This is a genomic window from Methanonatronarchaeum sp. AMET-Sl, from assembly GCF_029854155.1.
Taxonomy (GTDB): Archaea; Halobacteriota; Methanonatronarchaeia; order Methanonatronarchaeales; family Methanonatronarchaeaceae; genus Methanonatronarchaeum.
In genome coordinates this window covers 1406152-1423818 of the sequence record NZ_CP122958.1, presented here as the reverse complement: position 1 = coordinate 1423818, position 17667 = coordinate 1406152, and the positions used below count along the sequence as shown (strand labels likewise).

General features: G+C 36.9%; 15 protein-coding genes. 10 read left to right on the top strand and 5 right to left on the bottom strand.

The window, feature by feature from the left end; translation table 11 throughout:
* Positions 1-131 precede the first annotated feature (131 nt).
* From infB to QEN48_RS07285, 4 genes are all read left to right on the top strand, one after another.
* Positions 132-1898: a translation initiation factor IF-2 gene (gene infB / locus QEN48_RS07300; RefSeq protein WP_280108241.1), complete on the top strand. Its 1767-nt coding sequence runs from the start codon at positions 132-134 to the stop codon at positions 1896-1898.
* A 105-nt stretch (positions 1899-2003) separates the two neighbouring features.
* Complete coding sequence (locus QEN48_RS07295) at positions 2004-2405, top strand: 30S ribosomal protein S6e (protein ID WP_280108240.1); 402 nt, start codon at positions 2004-2006, stop codon at positions 2403-2405.
* Between the two features lie 19 nt (positions 2406-2424).
* Complete coding sequence (gene map / locus QEN48_RS07290; protein ID WP_280108239.1) at positions 2425-3318, top strand: type II methionyl aminopeptidase; 894 nt, start codon at positions 2425-2427, stop codon at positions 3316-3318.
* Positions 3319-3429: 111 nt separating this feature from the next.
* Positions 3430-3990, top strand: a complete 561-nt coding sequence (locus QEN48_RS07285; protein ID WP_280108238.1) for a C-GCAxxG-C-C family protein — start codon at positions 3430-3432, stop codon at positions 3988-3990.
* A 361-nt stretch (positions 3991-4351) separates the two neighbouring features.
* Here QEN48_RS07285 and QEN48_RS07280 read toward each other — a convergent pair whose 3' ends face one another.
* Positions 4352-4903 (bottom strand): GMP synthase subunit A, encoded by a 552-nt coding sequence (locus tag QEN48_RS07280; protein ID WP_280108237.1) that lies wholly within the window; start codon positions 4901-4903, stop codon positions 4352-4354.
* Between the two features lie 138 nt (positions 4904-5041).
* Between QEN48_RS07280 and QEN48_RS07275 the strand changes: the two genes are divergently transcribed.
* The 3 genes from QEN48_RS07275 to QEN48_RS07265 all read left to right on the top strand — a co-directional run bounded on the left by QEN48_RS07275 (position 5042) and on the right by QEN48_RS07265 (position 10316).
* Positions 5042-8755 (top strand): MMPL family transporter, encoded by a 3714-nt coding sequence (locus QEN48_RS07275; RefSeq protein WP_280108236.1) that lies wholly within the window; start codon positions 5042-5044, stop codon positions 8753-8755.
* Between the two features lie 16 nt (positions 8756-8771).
* Positions 8772-9563, top strand: a complete 792-nt coding sequence (locus tag QEN48_RS07270) for a helix-turn-helix domain-containing protein (RefSeq protein ID WP_280108235.1) — start codon at positions 8772-8774, stop codon at positions 9561-9563.
* Between the two features lie 114 nt (positions 9564-9677).
* A complete protein-coding gene (locus tag QEN48_RS07265) occupies positions 9678-10316 on the top strand; it encodes a metallophosphoesterase (protein WP_280109105.1) in 639 nt (212 codons plus the stop codon).
* Positions 10317-10368: 52 nt separating this feature from the next.
* Here the strand turns inward: QEN48_RS07265 and cyaB are convergent, their stop codons facing one another.
* From cyaB to QEN48_RS07245, 4 genes are all read right to left on the bottom strand, one after another.
* Complete coding sequence (cyaB, locus tag QEN48_RS07260; protein ID WP_280108234.1) at positions 10369-10911, bottom strand: class IV adenylate cyclase; 543 nt, start codon at positions 10909-10911, stop codon at positions 10369-10371.
* Between the two features lie 129 nt (positions 10912-11040).
* Positions 11041-11796 (bottom strand): peptidylprolyl isomerase, encoded by a 756-nt coding sequence (locus QEN48_RS07255; RefSeq protein ID WP_280108233.1) that lies wholly within the window; start codon positions 11794-11796, stop codon positions 11041-11043.
* Between the two features lie 100 nt (positions 11797-11896).
* Positions 11897-12364: a UPF0179 family protein gene (locus QEN48_RS07250; protein ID WP_280109104.1), complete on the bottom strand. Its 468-nt coding sequence runs from the start codon at positions 12362-12364 to the stop codon at positions 11897-11899.
* Positions 12365-13423 carry an NAD(P)-dependent glycerol-1-phosphate dehydrogenase gene (locus QEN48_RS07245; RefSeq protein WP_280108232.1) on the bottom strand — a complete coding sequence of 353 codons (1059 nt, stop codon included), beginning with the start codon at positions 13421-13423 and terminating at the stop codon, positions 12365-12367.
* A 60-nt stretch (positions 13424-13483) separates the two neighbouring features.
* Here QEN48_RS07245 and QEN48_RS07240 point away from each other — a divergent pair, with 60 nt between their 5' ends.
* The 3 genes from QEN48_RS07240 (at position 13484) to QEN48_RS07230 (ending at position 17665) form a co-directional block, all read left to right on the top strand.
* Positions 13484-14332: a DUF63 family protein gene (locus QEN48_RS07240; protein WP_280108231.1), complete on the top strand. Its 849-nt coding sequence runs from the start codon at positions 13484-13486 to the stop codon at positions 14330-14332.
* Between the two features lie 172 nt (positions 14333-14504).
* Positions 14505-15932, top strand: a complete 1428-nt coding sequence (proS, locus tag QEN48_RS07235) for a proline--tRNA ligase (protein ID WP_280108230.1) — start codon at positions 14505-14507, stop codon at positions 15930-15932.
* Positions 15933-16453: 521 nt separating this feature from the next.
* Positions 16454-17665, top strand: coding sequence for a hydrogenase small subunit (locus QEN48_RS07230; protein WP_280108229.1), 1212 nt, complete (start codon positions 16454-16456; stop codon positions 17663-17665).
* Positions 17666-17667 lie beyond the last annotated feature (2 nt).

The window sequence follows — 17667 nt, the reverse complement described above, 5'->3', positions numbered from 1 at the left end:
ACTCAAAGCCACCAAACCAGAATTCAAAAACCAGTAAACCCAACAAAAAGAAACCAAACCCATAAAAAAACAGTCCAACATAGAAATATCGGCAGACAATCAAAACAAAAAACAAAAAAGAGGCAATAATAATGGAAAACATACGGACACCTATCGTCTGCATGCTCGGACACGTTGACCACGGAAAAACAACAACACTAGACAAAATACGGGGCTCAACAGTAGCCGAAAGAGAATCAGGTTCAATAACCCAACACATAGGAGCAACAGAAATACCACTAGACATAATAGACAACCTATGTGGACCACTACTAAATAAAAAAGACTTCAAAGTCCCAGGACTACTTTTTATAGACACACCAGGACACCATGCATTCACATCACTAAGATCAAGAGGAGGCTCTCTAGCCGACCTAGCAGTACTAGTTGTAGACGCAACAGACGGATTCCAACCACAAACAGAGGAAGCCCTAGACATACTAAAAAGATACAAAACACCCTTCGTAGTAGCACTCAACAAAATAGACAAAATACCCGGATGGCAAACAACACCAAACCAACCATTCCAACAAACCATAAAAAACCAAAAAAACAAAACACAAACCAAACTCGAAGAACAAATCTACGAAGTCGTCGGAAAACTACACGACGCCGGATTCCAATCCGAAAGATTCGACAGAGTCAAAGACTACAGCAACACAGTCGGAATAATACCAATAAGCGCAAAAACCGGAGAAGGAATACCAAACCTACTAATGGTGTTAGTAGGCGTAGCACAACACTACTTCCAAGAAAACCTCATAGTTCAAAAACAAAAACCAGGCAAAGGAACAGTCCTAGAAGTAAAAGAAGAAAAAGGCCTCGGAAAAACAATAGACGTAATCCTTTACGACGGCATAATAAAAGTAGGCGATGAAATACTAATCGGAAGCCACCAAAACCCAATAAAAACAAAAATCAGAGGATTACTAAAACCCAAACCAACCCGAGAAATCCGAGAAACAGGACAGAAATTCCAGAAAGTCAATAAAGTCGACGCCGCATCAGGAATAAAAATCGTCGCACCAAACCTAGAAAACGTATTCGCAGGATACCCATTCCAAGTAATCAACCAACAAAACGAACAACAAATAAAAGAAGAAATGCAATCACAAGTAAACGAAATACTAATAGAAACCGAAACAAGCGGAGTAATAGTAAAAGCAGACACAATCGGATCACTAGAAGCAATAGTAAAAAACCTAAAAGAATCCGAAATAAACATCCGCAAAGCAACAATCGGCGACGTATCAAAAAGAGACGTAGTCGAAGCCGAAATGATCAACGAAGAACTAGACCGCGTAATACTATCATTTGACGTTGACACATTACCAGAAGCCAAAAAATACGCTGAAAAAAAAGGCGTAAAAATATTCACAAGCAAAGTAATCTACAGATTAATAGAAAAATACCAAGAATGGGTCGAAGAAATAAAACAAAAACGCGAAAAACAAAGACTCGAAAAAATAATACGGCCAGGAAAAATCGAAATACTACCAGACCACACATTCAGACAAAACAACCCAGCAATCGTAGGAGTCAAAGTCCACAGCAACATAAGACCAGGATACAGATTAATGAAAAAAAACGGCGAACCAATCGGAGAACTAAAAGAAATCCAAGAACGAGGAGAACAAGTCAACAAAGCCGAAGCCGGAAAAGAAGTAGCAGTCTCAATATCCGGACCAACCGTCGGAAGACAAATAGAAGAAGGCGACATACTATACGTAGACATACCCGAGAAACACGCCAAAGTAATCGAAAAAGAACTAAAAAACAAACTAACAGAACCAGAGAAAAAAACATTCCAAGAAATAACCGAAATAAAAAGAAAAGACAACAGATACTGGGCAATATAAAACATATTTCTTTTAACAAACTTAACTAACAATCCCCTCCCTAAACAATTAAATAATTAAATTTAAACTTCAGGAAAATACAGCCTGACAAAAAAAGGTGATAAAATGGTAGAATTTAAACTCGTAATATCAAACCCCGAAAACGGAAAGACATACCAAAAAGAAATCAGCGGAAATGAAGGAACCACATTGATAGGAAAAAAAATAGGCGAACCAATAGATGGAGAAGAACTAGGACTCACTGGATACCAACTCAAACTAACAGGCGGAAGCGACTCAGACGGAATACCAATGCGAAAAGACATACAAGGACCCGCAAGAAAAAAAGTATTAGTAAGCGGTGGACAAGGATTCAAGCCAACAAGAGATGGAGAAAGAAAAAGAAAAACAGTTAGAGGCAACCAAATAAGCGATCAAATCACCCAAATAAACCTAAAAATAACAGAAAAAGGCGACCAAGAACTAACAGAAATATTCACCACAGAAACCCAAGAAACCCAAGAATAAAAAACCCAAAAGAAACAAAATGCCAAACAACAACCTCAAAAAAACCAGAAAAGCCGGCAAAATACTAAGAGAAGTCAAAAAAGAAATAAAACCCAAAATCAAAATAGACACACCAGTAATAGAAATCGCCGAACAAATAGAAAACCAAATAAAACAAAAAGGCGGAAAACCCGCATTCCCCTGCAACATATCAATAAACAACCTAGCCGCACACTACACACCAACCAAAAACGACCAAACAAAAATACAGAAAGGCGACCTCGTAAAAATCGATATAGGAGTCCACATAGATGGCTATATAGCAGACTCCGCCTTCACAATAGACCAAGGCAACAACCAAAAACTCGTAGAAGCAACAGAAAAAGCACTTCAAAAAGCCATAGAAACAGCAAACAATGGAGCAGGAACACCAATAAAAGAAATAAGCAGCGCCATCGAATACGAAATAAAAAAACGAGACCTCCAACCAGTAGTAAACCTAACCGGACATGGACTAAACCAATGGAACACACATGTAAACCCCTCGATACCCAACATAAAAACCAACAACAACCACAAACTCAAAGAAGGACAAGTAATAGCAATAGAACCATTCGCCACCAACGGATCCGGAAGAGTAAAAGAAAAAGGAAAACCAGAAATCTACAGCCTAAAAAACCAAAAAACAAAAACCAGAAACCGTAAAGCCCGAAAACTACTAAAAACAATAAAAAAACAATACAAAACACTACCATTCGCCAAAAGATGGCTCCAAAACAAAAAACACAAAAAACTAGACTACACACTTAAAAAACTAACACAACAAGGAGCCCTAAGAAGCTACGCACCACTATACGACAAACAAAACAGCAAAGTATCACAAGCAGAACACACAATAATAATACACAAAAACAAAGCCGAAAAAATAACCTAAAACCAAAAAACCAAAAAAACTTTTTTTACAAAACAACCAACACCACCAAACCATAAACACAAAAACTAAACACAAAAAAATAACAAATAACGTCTTTTCAAATACTTATCAATGACAGAATCAGACCTCAAGATACCTAGGGAAATCAACCAGAAACAAAGAGAAAAGATAATAGAGAAAGCAGAACAAAGAGCCATGAAAAAATATATGCGTAGCTACAACTGCGCAGAATCTGTTTTTGAAACAACAATCGAAATACTAGAAACAGAGTTCAACTACACATCCAAACACCCAAAAAACATAGTTAAAATAGCAACAGGTTTCGGGGAAGGTGTTGGAAAATATGGCCTCATGTGTGGGGCTATAAGCGGAGGAACAATGGCTTTATCTATTATATATGGATATAAAAACCCTGCAAACCCATCAAAAAAAGACCGTATCGGAGAAAAAGGAATTTACAAAATATTCAACCAACTACCACATAGATTCATAAAACAATTCGATAAAACAGAATGCTATGAACTAACAAAAGATTTCTATAAAACATATAGCAAAGGCCATATAATGCAATGCCAAAAAATAACATCTAAAACCGCAGGCATGGTTATAGACATTATAATAGAAGTGGAAACGAAAGGTATCGAATCCCTAGAATTCAAGAAATCAATATAAAATAAACACTATACTTCAACATAAAACTTCAAATACAAGAGTTTTAGATTTTTACAGAGTTTTGCAAAAACCTTATTAGTAATGATTAGATAACTATTTCTCGGTGTTTTTGATGTGTTGGGAGGAAGGAGAGGGTGTGAAAGGGGGAATGAAAATAAATTTCCTCTCCTTCTCCGAACAAATATAAACAGTTGAATTTTGTTTTATTGTTTTGTCCTCAACACCAGTTTGTCATTATTGATTATTAATTTTTTGATTTTTTATTTAAAACACGAATGAACTTAACATCGTTATATATATAAGTTTTACTACCTAAACAGGAAGTTTTGGACTAAAGTTACCACTGAGGTAACGGGGAGAGTTATTCGCATAATTGAAGGAAATTTCTAAGTATTTTTTCACCTTCTGGTGTGTGAGCAACCTCTGGATGTCCTTGGATGCCAAAAATTGGTTTTTCTTTATGAGCCATTGCTTCAACATCACATAATTTGGATCTTGCTGTTATCTTAAAACCTGAGGGGGCTTCAGAGACTTCATCAGAATGTGAAGCCCAAATAACTGTTTTATCTCCTAAATCTCTGAAGAGGCCATTATTGTTTAGTATCTCAACATCAACCTCTGCATATCCACCGGAACTACCAGGTTTGACGACACCACCGAAGGTTTTTGCAATGATTTGATGTCCTAGGCAAATTCCTAGCACAGGTACATCGATGGATAACAAAATATCTCTGGAGTTACCAGTTTTCTCGATATCTGGTCCGCCACTTAAAATAACTCCATTCGGATTTAATTCATTCAATTCAGATGGGGAAATAGTGTTTGAAACAAGCTTATTATCAATACCTATATCTCTAAGGGAACGGTGAATTAGATGAGTGAACTGGCCATGATTATTGATTATTACTATCATAATTGAGTTCCTTTACCTCTTTAGTTTTAAAGCTTTTTCTATAAATCTCAATACTAAATAAAAGTTTTGTTTTTATTATAATAATAACAGAGATGAAATTAATTATATACAAACAGGTTAAATCTAGTTTATACAATAATGGTCAAAAAAGAAGACATCACCGACTTAATCATAGAAAACAGACGAACAGTAATAGTAGTGCTGGCTATCATCAGCCTCATTATGGCAGTTGGTGCATTAAATATCGAAACATCGACAGACCTCGAGGATTTTGAAGTCGACAACATAGAAACCGAGAAAATGGAGTATATACAAGAAAACTTCACCACAGACGGAGCTGATGAAGACCAAACAGAAATAATTCAACTGATATTCAAAGGAGATAACGTACTAGATAGGGAATCACTTGAAAACTCACTCCACTTCCAGAAAGAACTACATGAAAACTACGCAATAAACCAAACACTACAAGAAAACGGAATAACAGATATAGCTAACTTCATACCACTATACCACATCACAGAAAACAAAACCGAGCAACTTGAAGAAAAAGCCGAAGACATAGAAAACAGATCAGAAGAACTTGAAAAATGGGCAGAAGAACTTGAAGAATGGGAAAAAGAACTTTCAAACCAACAATACAAGCAGTATATCAAACTAGAAAACCAAACTAAAGAACTAAACGAATCAAAAGAAGCTATAGAAGAATACAGAGAAATAGAAGAGCTAAACATAAATGAAACAGCCGAAGACCCAATCGAAATAACAATAGATGAAGACTACATAACTGACTTTCTTTCAAACATCGTAGATAACATATCAAAAATAACTGAAAAAGAAAACAAAATCCAAGATAAATCTGACGAGATAAATCAAGAACTAGACAAAATTCATGAAAACTCCACAAAGATAAATCAAACAAATTATGAAGAAGAAATTGAAAATAATACGATTTCTAGTTCCACTGCGATTATAAATGAAACTACTCAAGAAATAGAAGAAAACGTCCAGGACTTTGAAGACCCTGCACAGAGAGACGAACAACTAATCGATGAAACTAAAGAGAAACTTTCAGTAATCGAGGATGAATTAGAAATAATAAATGAAACAGCTAATGAACTAGGTAATGAAACTGAGTTTGAATATGAAATTGAGAATATCAGTAGTTCTATTGATGAAATTGATGGTTTAATTGAAGAGGTTCGGGTTATTCATGGTGAGATTGAAGATGAATGGCGGGATCTGGCTGGTAAAGTTGAGGAAGACCTTGATTCTATTGATGAAATAAAAATTGGTGACCCAGATCCGGAGTTGCTGGAATCTGAAATACAATCTATAGTTACTCAGGTTATAGTTGGGGATTTTGAGGAGGATGAGTTGGTCGATGAGTTTTGGGATGAACTTAAGGAAGGTGAGTTCGAGTTTGCTGAAGGTGAAATAAAAGTAGTATTGGATGAGAATATCCCAGAGCTTGTTAATACTCTGGAAAAGATAGAGGAGATTCTTGAAGAGCTGGATGAAATTGAGGAAGAGGAAATGGAGTTGAAAGAGGAGAATGATGAACTTGATGAGGCTCTTGAAGAACTTGATGATGATATTGAGGAGGTTGAGAGGCTTGAAGAAGAGATTATGGAGCTTGAGCCTCCTTCTATTGAAAGGCAGATTGAGATTGTAGAGAACATGAGCGATGAAGAGTTCAAGGATACCTTGGACTCTGTATTGCAGGTCAATGGTGAGTTTGACCAGGTTAACGAGTTACTTCCTATGGGTTATGTAGAGGGAAGCCTTGAAGCCGAATCCAGAATGATGTTAGTTGAATTAAAAGATGATGTTGTCGAGGATATCTATGGCTTTGATGAGATAGAAGATGTCCAGATTGAGATTAAGAATATCGCTGAAGAAGAAACCGATGAAGATATATTGTTGTTATCAACCTCTCTGATTGATGATGAGATTGATAGGGCAATGGAAGACACTCTCTCGATTATAGCGCCTCTAGCAATTCTTCTTGTTTTAGGCTTACTTATTTTAGTTTACAGGGACCTTTTTGACATTTTTGCTGGAATGTTTGGTATAGGTCTTGTTATTTTATGGACTTACGGTTTTATGGGTATCGCTGGAATCAAGTTCAACCAGATGTTCGTTGCAGTACCTGCTTTAATGATAGGTCTTAGTATAGATTACGCTATCCATGTTTTCATGAGGTATAGGGAGCAGAGGGAGAGGGCAGATCGTGATGTAAGTTTTATAGGTCGGTTGTTACTTTCAATTCCTGGTTTAAAGGAACTTTTTAGAGAAAATGTAGGTAGTGAAAAGGGAATGAGGATGGCATTACCTGCAGTGGGATTGGCTTTGGCGTTGGTAACAATCACCACTGCAATTGGTTTTTTAGCAAACCTCACTAGTAATATTCCCCCTGTCCGTGAGTTTGGAGTTGTCAACGCCTTCGGTGTTTTTTCAGCATTAATTATCTTCGGAGCTTTAATACCGGCAATTAAAATTGAACTGGACACATACCTGGAATCAAAAGGTAAAAACCGGATTAAAAAAGCTTTCGGTAAAGGTGGAGGTTCTTTATCTAAGGCCCTTGGTTTAGGTTCTTCACTTGCAAAAGATAAATATATGGTTGTTGTAGTTCTAGCAGTCTTCTTAGCAGGAGCCGGAGTGGTAGGAGCATTATATGTAGACACTACCTTTGAGGATGAGGATTTTTTACCGCAAGATGATTCTGGATGGGTCTCTATGGTTCTTGACTCCGATGATTATCACACGAGAGAGGCTGTAGAACATATTAATGAGAACTTTATTAGAACCGATCTGAATGGAGAGATTTTGTTTGAAGGGAACATCACAGATGACGATGCACTTTTGATGCTAAATAAATCTGAAGAGAAACTTAGTAATCTAGATGTAGTTGCTATATTGCCTGATGGCGAACCGGACTTAGATAGCCCTCTTGAGTTGATGCAGGACGTAAAAGAACAAAATGAAACCTTTAACGAAACTTACCATGCTGCAGATACAACAGGTGACGGGATACCTAATAAGAACATAACTACTTTATATGATAAGTTATTTGAGATAGAAGAGGATCAGGCGTCAGAGGTTATCCATAAAGTTGGCGATGAATACAAAGCGCTTTTGATTACGGTTTCAGTATTAGGCGATGCAAGTGACAGAGAGATAACTGAAGAATTTCGAGATTTAGCCAGTGCTGTTGTTATTGATGGAGTTGATGCTACTGCAACAGGCACACCTATTGTTATGTACACCATTCAGGACCAGGTTCTTGAAACTGTACTTGATGGATTGATAGCTGCATTTATCGCTGTATTAATATTTCTAATGGTTATGTACAGATTGACTGCAGGCAGTGCTTTATTAGGTTTTTTCACAACCCTACCAGTACTTCTTGCAGTTTCATGGATATTGGGTACAATGTACCTACTTAATATACCATTCAATGTAATAACCGGTACAATTACAAGCCTGACAATAGGTCTTGGAGTTGCATACAGTATACACATAACTGAGAGGTTTAACATCGAAACAATAGATAGAGATCGGGAGGTTGACGAAGCACTGGATGAAACAGTCTTAGGTACTGGAGGAGCCCTACTAGGAAGTGCAGCAACAACTATATCAGGATTCGGAGTACTTATATTTTCAATAATAACTCCATTACGGGAATTCGGGTTAGTAGCAGCATTATCGATTTTATATGCATTTCTCGCAAGCGTAATCGTCTTACCAAGCCTAATAAAAATATGGAGCCTATATATAAAATCTGAATCTCCAGAAAACCTAATAAATAGATTCACCACCAAGAAAGAACCGGATAAAGGAAATTAAAACGGAGTTGATTAATTTGCCAGATAAGAAAAAAATAGATAGAAATGATGCAATAAACAATCTTGAAGAACTAGGACTTTCAAACTATGAAGCCAGGACTTTCATAGCCCTCAATAGACTAGGTCGAGGAACAGCAAGAGAAATATACAGGGTTTCAGATGTACCAAGATCTCAGATATATGGCGCAGCAGAAGAACTTGATAAGAAAGGACTCGTAGAAATACAGAGGTCTAAACCAATGAGATTCAGACCTGTTGAACTGGATGAGGCGGAGAAAAAACTTCAAGAGGACTTTGAATCTAAAAAAGAAAGCGCTTTAACCTACATTAAAAATGTAAAATCTGAATTATTTGACACTTCAGAAGAAAAAGAAGACGTATGGACCATACATGGATATGAAACCGTCAATAGGCGTATTCGAGATATAATAAGTGAATCTGAAGATTATATTATACTTAGTATAAGTGAAAAACATTTGTTCAGCAATGAAATATTAGATGAAATTAAAAATAAAGCAGATGAAGGCGTTGAAATTAATGTTCTCTCCCACCAAGATGATTTATCACAAGAACTTACTGAAATTCCGAATACCGAAGTGATTAAGCCTCCAGAAAGCTTAAAGAGAAAAGATATGGGTGGTAGAGTAGTCGTTTCAGATGGTGACACAGCCCTTCTCAGCGTCTTAAGTGAAAACAAGGAAATACAACATCCTGAGTATGAATCTGCCATCTGGAGCCGTGAAACAGGTTTCTCAAAGGTCTTAGTACAATTGATAGAAAACTGGTTAAAAGAAATGATACAGAAATAAGATCGATAGGATAAACTTAAAATTAATTTTTTATTGGATTTGACCCGTTAACCTAAATATAGGTAGGTTAGTATAAGTAGTGTGTAAAGGGTTGAAGGAGGATTTATATTGAAGATGCTTGTTGTTTCGGATATACATGGTAAAGCCAATATGGTTAAGCGTGTTGTGGATAAGGCTGGTGATGTTGGTTTGGTTGTTGTTCTTGGTGACATTACAGATTTTGGACCTAAAAAAAAGGCTGAGGAGATATTGGGGATTTTGGTTGATAGGTATGGCCAGGTGGTTGGTGTGCCTGGGAATTGTGACCCTAAGGAGATTGACGAAGTTTTAGAGAGAGATGCCAACTCAATTGACCAGGATAAAAAGGTTATAGATGGATTGACTTTTGTGGGGTTAGGTGGTAGTAATCCTACTCCATTTGATACTCCACGCGAGGTTGGTGAGAAGGAGATTTTTAGTGTTCTATCTAATCTTTTAGAGGGAGAAGATGGTCATGACGTGGTTTTAGTTAGTCATGCTCCACCTAAAAAAACAGTTGACCTAACTTCTGGGACTCATGCGGGAAGTGAATCAGTTAGAGAGGTTGTGGAGAAATATGAACCAAAACTTGTTCTCTCTGGACACATCCACGAGGCTAAGGGCACAGCATACATTGGTGACACCCTGGTTGTCAATCCTGGTGCTGTTAGAGATGGAAACGCAGCTGTTATAGATATGAAGGATGGAATAGACATAGAATTCATTAATGTTTGAAAGAATTAGTGTTTCGAAGAAGGAGGTTTTTTGGGCCTTCCTTTAAATTAATTTATTTTGTTTTTTCAAGCTTCATTTCAAGATATGATTTTCGTATAAAATCTTTTTCTTCAAACCCCAACTGTTTGATATGTTTTTTTGCGCCTTTTAGGGCTTTTTTATATTCTTTTGGGCTTGATGTGGTTTCTATTTCAATAAAAGTTCCTAAATCATCTACTTTGTCTATTAAAATTTGGTAGTCTTCGATTTGATATTTTTTTCTGGTTTTCTCTACTTTTTCAACTGGTTTAAATCCTAGTCGCTTTAATATTTTTTCGTGTTTTTCGGTTTCATTTATTTTTGTCTCTATTTCTTCTCGGCTTTTGCTAACTTTATCTATTTTACCGCCTTTATACGTTAGATAATGTTGGTTGCCAACTTCACGTATACGTAGGGCTTCATCGGTGTCGCTAAAATCACGTGATGGGTGGTTAAAATAAAGGTCTCTTTGTCTATAACTTTTGATATATTCGGCTGTCTTATTAAGTTGGTTTTCGATTTCTTTAACTGGCTTGTTGGCTTTAACTTTGATTTCAACTTCAATGTTCTTAGACATAAAAAATCAATAAATAAAAATGTTATTTAAATACTAAAGAAATAGTTTTGTTTTGGTTTTTTACATTGTTGATGTGTTTTTGATGGTTTTATGAGGAGAGGGGATTGGCCCCCCTCTCATGTTCATTTTTTATTTTTTTGGTATTTCTTCTTGTTTATTGTTTAGTATTTCGGCGTCTGTATCTTTGGCTTGCATTATTTCTTCTATGTCTTCTTGTTCTTCTGTGTATTCTTCTATGAGGCGTACTTTGTTGAAATCCATGTATTCGATTATGTTTTCGACTATGCGTGGTTTTGAGTATACCCACATCATGTTGTAATTGGCGTGTCTTGGGACTTTGATTTCGACTTCTTCATCTATTTTTATGTCGAATTCGTCTGATGTTAGGTTGTCTACGTAAAGAGATATTAGTGATTTTATTTTTTCTTCGTCTTCTTGGATTACGTCTTCTATTGTGTATTCGTAGTTTAGTGTTTCTCCGGCTAGTGGGTGGTTTAGGTCTACTCTTACTTTACCTCCAACTACACTGATTATTACTCCTTGTCTTCCTTCGATTTCGACTCGCATTCCTTTCTGTGGGTTTTGTTGGTATTTTTTTTCAAATTCTCTTTTTGGGAAGCTTCTTACTAATTCGTCTTTTCTTTCACCAAAACCTAGTTCTGGTGGGACTTCTACTTCGTCTTCATCTCCGATTTCTGAGTCAAATAGGGCTTGTTCTAATCCATCGACTAGGTGGCCGGCTCCCAGTATTATGGTTTTTGCTCCATATGTTATATCTAGGTCTAGGTCGTTTTCCTCTGCTACTTCTTCATATGTAGTGTCAAATACAATTCCGTTATCGATCTTTCCTGTGTAATTTATTTTTACAAAATCTCCTTCTTCCATATTTTATCTCTCCAATGATGTTTTTAAGATTGAGTTTTAATTTATTTTTAATCTAATGTTTTTTAGGTATGTTCTTTGTTTTTCTGTGGTTTTTTGTTTGTTATTTCTGTTTTCCTTGTACTTTTGCTTCTATTAGTTTTAGGTCGATTTCTTCTTCGCAGTTTCCTGGGAGGTCTCCGATTATTTCTTTGATTTTGAATTTTTTGCCTTCTTCAATTCCTTCTGGGTTGCATACTTTGTACATCTTGCATTCGAGTTTATCGCAGTTTATTGGTTTGTATGTTAGTTTTGAGCTTTTAAATGCTTTGTCGCTTTCTATTGCCATTATTATTGGGGATTCTATTACTTCTACGACTTTTACTCCTTGATCGTGTATTGGGCATTTTCTTGTTTTTTCTCCTTTTATTTTGACTACTCTGTATTTTCTTCCTTCTTTTAGGTTCATGCAAGTGTTTTTTAGGTCACAGTTATCGCATTCTGGTGTTGGACCTAGGAATACGAATTCATTTCCTATTTTTGATGTCCTTGCTCCGGATAATGTTACTTTTCTTTCAACTTTGTCTGTAATTTAAATCACCTCAGTTTCTTTTGCTAGTTTTCTTGCGGCTTCTTTTGTTAAGCCTTCATTGCCCAGTATGGTGTATCTTTCTGGACGTATTTTATGTGCGTTTGTTAATGCTTTTATTATTGTTTCGGGATCTATGTTGAGTGTTTCTGCGTCGGTGGGAGCTCCTATTTCTTTTAGGATGTATTTCAGGTCTTTCCAGTCTCCTCCATGAAGATACATCATCAGTATTGACCCTACTCCACATTGTTCTCCATGAAGAGCTGGTTTTGGAGCTATTCTGTCAAGCATATGGCTAAATTTGTGTTCAGCTCCAGATGCTGGTCTTGATGAACCTGCTATGCTCATTGCCACTCCTGATGAAATCAGGCCTTTGACAACGATCCAGGCTGATTCTTCTAGTCCTTTTTTAATTGAATCTCTGTTTTCAGCAAGTTCTTCGGCTGTCATTTTAGATAGGGCTGCTGAATAATTACTGTATTCATCGTTTCTAAGTTTTCTTGCTAGTTCCCAGTCTTTAATTGCTGTATAGTTTGATATTATATCTGCACAGCCTGAGCATGTTAAGCGCCATGGAGCTTTTGATAGTATGTATGTGTCGGCTATAACCCCTATAGGTGGAGTTGACTCTACTGAAACTTTGTCTTCACCATCCATAATGCTTGCTCGGCCTGATGCTATTCCATCGTGTGAGGCTGCTGTTGGCACGCTTATGAACTGGGTTTTGAGTTTGGATGAAGCGACTTTAGCGACGTCTATAACTTTGCCTCCACCAACACCAACTATGAATTTATTATCAAGTTCCTTACCTAATTCAACTACCCTATCAACTTCTTTGTGGCTAGCTTTTTCGATTTCGATTAAGTTTGGTTCATAACCATTTTCTTCAAGTGTGTCGGCTGTCAATTGTCCAGCCACTTTTCGGGTTGTTGGGCCTGTAGCTATGATTACCTCTCCATTTAACCCTAAATCATTACATAGCTCTGCGGAACGCTCTATTACTTTATGGCCAATAAGAACGTTCCTAGGAAGTTTCATTAACTTTGATTTCTCGAATAACATCCAATATCACTCAACACAATAACAATATGTATAGATTAACAATATACGGTGGTGTATTTAATGATAGATAAAATCCTTGAATTCATTGACAAGTTTTATGTCCAGCCGATAGTTCAGGATGCAGGGTATAACCCTGTCAACACCATAACTTGGGCTGTTTTGTTAGTTATATTTCTCTTCATCTCCTTAAAAATACTGCAGAAGCTGGATATAAAACTAGATAAGGGGTTTGTATACTCTTTAGTTCCCTTTATTTTCATTGGATCTGGATTAAGAGTGGTTGAAGATACAGGTGTTATTGGTGAGCCCTACAACTATCTTTTAATCACGCCATTAATTTATTTTTTAGTAGCCTTAATAACGCTTTTAATCTTAGTTTTAGTTTCTATTTCCCGTGGAAAGGGCTTAAATAATGTTTCTCAAAACAAATCGGTCTTTATATCTGGATCTGTATTGGCTATATTTCTTGCAGTTTACCTATCCTATATATCTATTGGCCTATCTGATACAAGGCTTTCTGTTTCGTTTGAAATAATAGTTGCTACCTTAACAATAACAGGCCTTGCTTTCTTAATCTCAAAATGGATAGATTTTAAATTGTTACTTGATAATCTCTATCTTTTTATATTCGGTTCACATATGTTCGATGCCTCATCAACCTTTGTAGGTATTGAGAGGCTTGGTGCAACTGAGAAACATGTATTACCCGCCTACCTAATTGAGTTAACCGGTACAGCAGGCGTGATGTATCCTCTTAAAATAATTGTAATACTTGTTGTTTTATGGCTAGTTGACTCAGTATTCGAGGAAGATGATACAGAACTAAAGATGATTGTATTGTTAGCTATACTGGTGCTTGGATTGGCTCCGGCACTCAGAAATACAATGAGACTCGCCTTAGGGGTCTGACATCCTCCCACGACTAAAACCGTGGGCTTTCGCCTCAAACAACTGTAAAACTAATAAAACCATTTTTTTTATTCTAAATTGATGTTTTTTATAGGGATTTTTTAGAGTTTTTATGGTGTTTTTTGGCAAATCATTTTTTATTGATTGACTATAATACCTACCGAGTGAGAAAATGGCTGGGGAAATCGATAAAAAATCAAATTTCAGCAAGTGGTATAACGAGATTCTTAAAAAAGCGAATATAGTTGATGTTAGATATCCAGTTAAAGGGCTTTATACCTGGCATCCATTTGGATTCAAACTTAGAAACCTTGTTTATAATGAACTTAAAGACCTACATGAAGACACTGGTCATGATGAGGTTAGGTTTCCATTATTAATCCCTAAAACCAATCTACAGAAAGAATCCGAACACGTAGCCAGTTTTGAAGAAGAAGTTTTCTGGATAGATCGAGCAGGTAAAAACGAGCTTGATGAACCACTAGCTCTAAGACCAACCTCTGAAACGGCGATGTATCCATTGTTTGCAGAGTGGATTAGGTCACACACCGACCTTCCATTTAAAATATATCAAGTAGTCAATACCTTTAGGTATGAAACAAAACACACACGCCCATTAATAAGAGAGAGAGAAATCAGTAGTTTTAAAGAAGCACATACCGCTCATAAAGGCCCTGAAGAAACGGAAGAACAAATCAAGGAATCAATAGATATCTATAGTAATTTTTTCAATAGCCTGGGTATACCGTACTTTATAACCAAACGACCCTCTTGGGACAAGTTCCCAGGCTCAAAATATACAATAGCGTTCGATACCTTGATGCCGGATGGAAAAGCCCTACAAATTGGAACAATACACAACCTCGGTACAAATTTCTCAAAGACATTTGAAGTCCAGTATGAAGACAGTGATGGAGAACAGCAATACGTCCACCAAACCTGTTTTGGAATCAGTGCAAGAAGTATAGCCGCATTAATAGGTGTTCATGGAGACAACACAGGTCTAGCGCTCCCACCAAAATACGCTCCAACCCAAATAGTAGTGATACCAATAATATTCAGCGATGAAGATGAAGAAGAAATACTTGAAACATGCCGAAACATCAAGAAACAACTGGAAAATAAAGGCATAAGAGTTGAAATAGATGAATCGGAAGACAGGCCAGGAAGAAAGTTCTATAAATGGGAGTTAAAGGGAACACCACTCAGAATAGAGATTGGCCCCAGAGACCTTGAAAACGAAGTTATGACACTTGTTAGAAGAAGTACAGGCGATAAAAAACAAGTTAGCCTTGAAAACCCAGTTAATACAATTGAAAAAGAATTTAACGAAATTAAAAAAGAAATGTCAAACCAAGCCAACAAAGAGTTCAATAAAAATACAAATAAAGTAAACAGCCCTGAAGAGGGAGTTAAAGCCCTATCTAATGGCGGAGCAGTTACAGCAGATTGGTGTGGCACAAAAACCTGTGGAAAAAAACTCGAAGAAAAACTATCAGCCGATATACTAGGAACAATACTAGATAGTGAAGCTGAAGGCCCTTGCATAGGGTGTGGAGAAACAGGTGAAAAAAAGATATTGATTGCTAAAACATATTAACAACCAATTAGGCTGCTCTAAACCCAGCCAAATCTATTTTATTTTTTTATATAAGGCCTTTTTTTATTTAAAAAAAGTTTCATAGTAAGTTTATTTATTAATTTAGGTATTATAGGTTGACCAGTCGCAAAACCCAGTGGTTTAGTGTGGTATATATCTATAGGAAGATAACTCAGACTCCTCAAAAAAAATATGGTGGGGTGTAACGGTCATTTAACAGGGCCAGAAGTCTACGTATTTAACCAAACCTCGGGCTGTTTCAGCCAAGGTAATAAACGTAGCCTGGAAACCTTAATTACCCCAACTTTCAGGAATCCCTGCCCTTCAGCGCGGATTAGAGGTCAATTAATCGTTATATCCATTGAAAAAGTTATATTATGGATTAATTAAGCAGATTAAACTGTGTTAACCCTAAATATAATGCATCTCTTTTTTCTATTTACCATAAGATATTTAATGTCATTTTAGATAATAGGGTAACGGGAAATTATGTTTATCAATTATGGGAGGTATTTCTAAAAATGAAAAAAGACATTGATTCTGAGTTAATGGACTCCAGAGTTTCAGAGAGCGGGGGAATAGATTTAGAAAACATTGATTTAATGGATATAAGCAGGAGGTCGTTTCTTAAGTTAGCGGCTATAACAGGAGCGGCAACCTTCATAGGACACTACAGCACCGATATAGTAAAAGCTATAAACGATGAATCGACACCGAAAGTCGTTTGGTTACAAGGAGCTGACTGCACAGGATGCACTATATCATTCTTAAATTCTGAAGAACCAACTGTAGCTCAAGCAATAATGGGTATCGGAAACTATGAAGTTGATCTTGGATATCACGAAACTCTTGGTTATCAATTTGGAGTTACTGTAGATGGTGAGCCGGTTACTGAGGATTATAACGCCAATCATGCTCTTGATCAGATTTTAGAAGAGGAAGAAGATTACATCTTGATACTAGAAGGATCTGTACAGGAAGCTATGGATGGAAACTACTGTAGATCCGATGGTAAACCATTTATAGAAAAACTTGAGGAAGTTGCTGAAAACGCACAGATATCTATTGCGATTGGTGCCTGTGCTTGTTGGGGCGGCATACCTGGAGCCGAAGGAGGGAATACCGGAGCAACTGGATTACAATTCGACAAAAAAGAACTTGGAGGTTTCCTTGGAGAAGACTACACATCCCAATTAGATTACCCAGTAATCAACGTTCCAGGCTGTCCAGTACATCCACATTGGTTAATGACCGTGGTTGTAGCAGCATTACTAGGCAAGTTGCCTGAACCTGAGAACATAGGTGAATGGGTTGACGACTATCACAGGCCACTTGATATATTTGGTACGATTGAACACGACTACTGTACCTTGAGAGGTTTTTATGGAAACGGAGTTTTCGCAGAAACCTATGGTGAAGAAGGCTGTTTATGGAAAATTGGTTGTAAAGCACCAGTAACCTATGCAAACTGTCCTAAAGAAAAATGGCACAGAGGAACGACCTACTGCATGCAAGCATTAGGGCCATGTGTTGCCTGTACAGAACCAGATTTCCCAGAAGCGTTTATGCCATTCCGAGAACCAGTTCAGAGATTACCCACATTGCTTGGTTTTGGATTAGACGATTTTGTGAAGATTGGTGGAGCAGTTACAGCAGTGGGTATAGCTGCACACGCAATAAGAAGAGTTGCAATGGGAGAAAAAGAACAAGAACAACCCAAAAAAGAGGTTTAAAA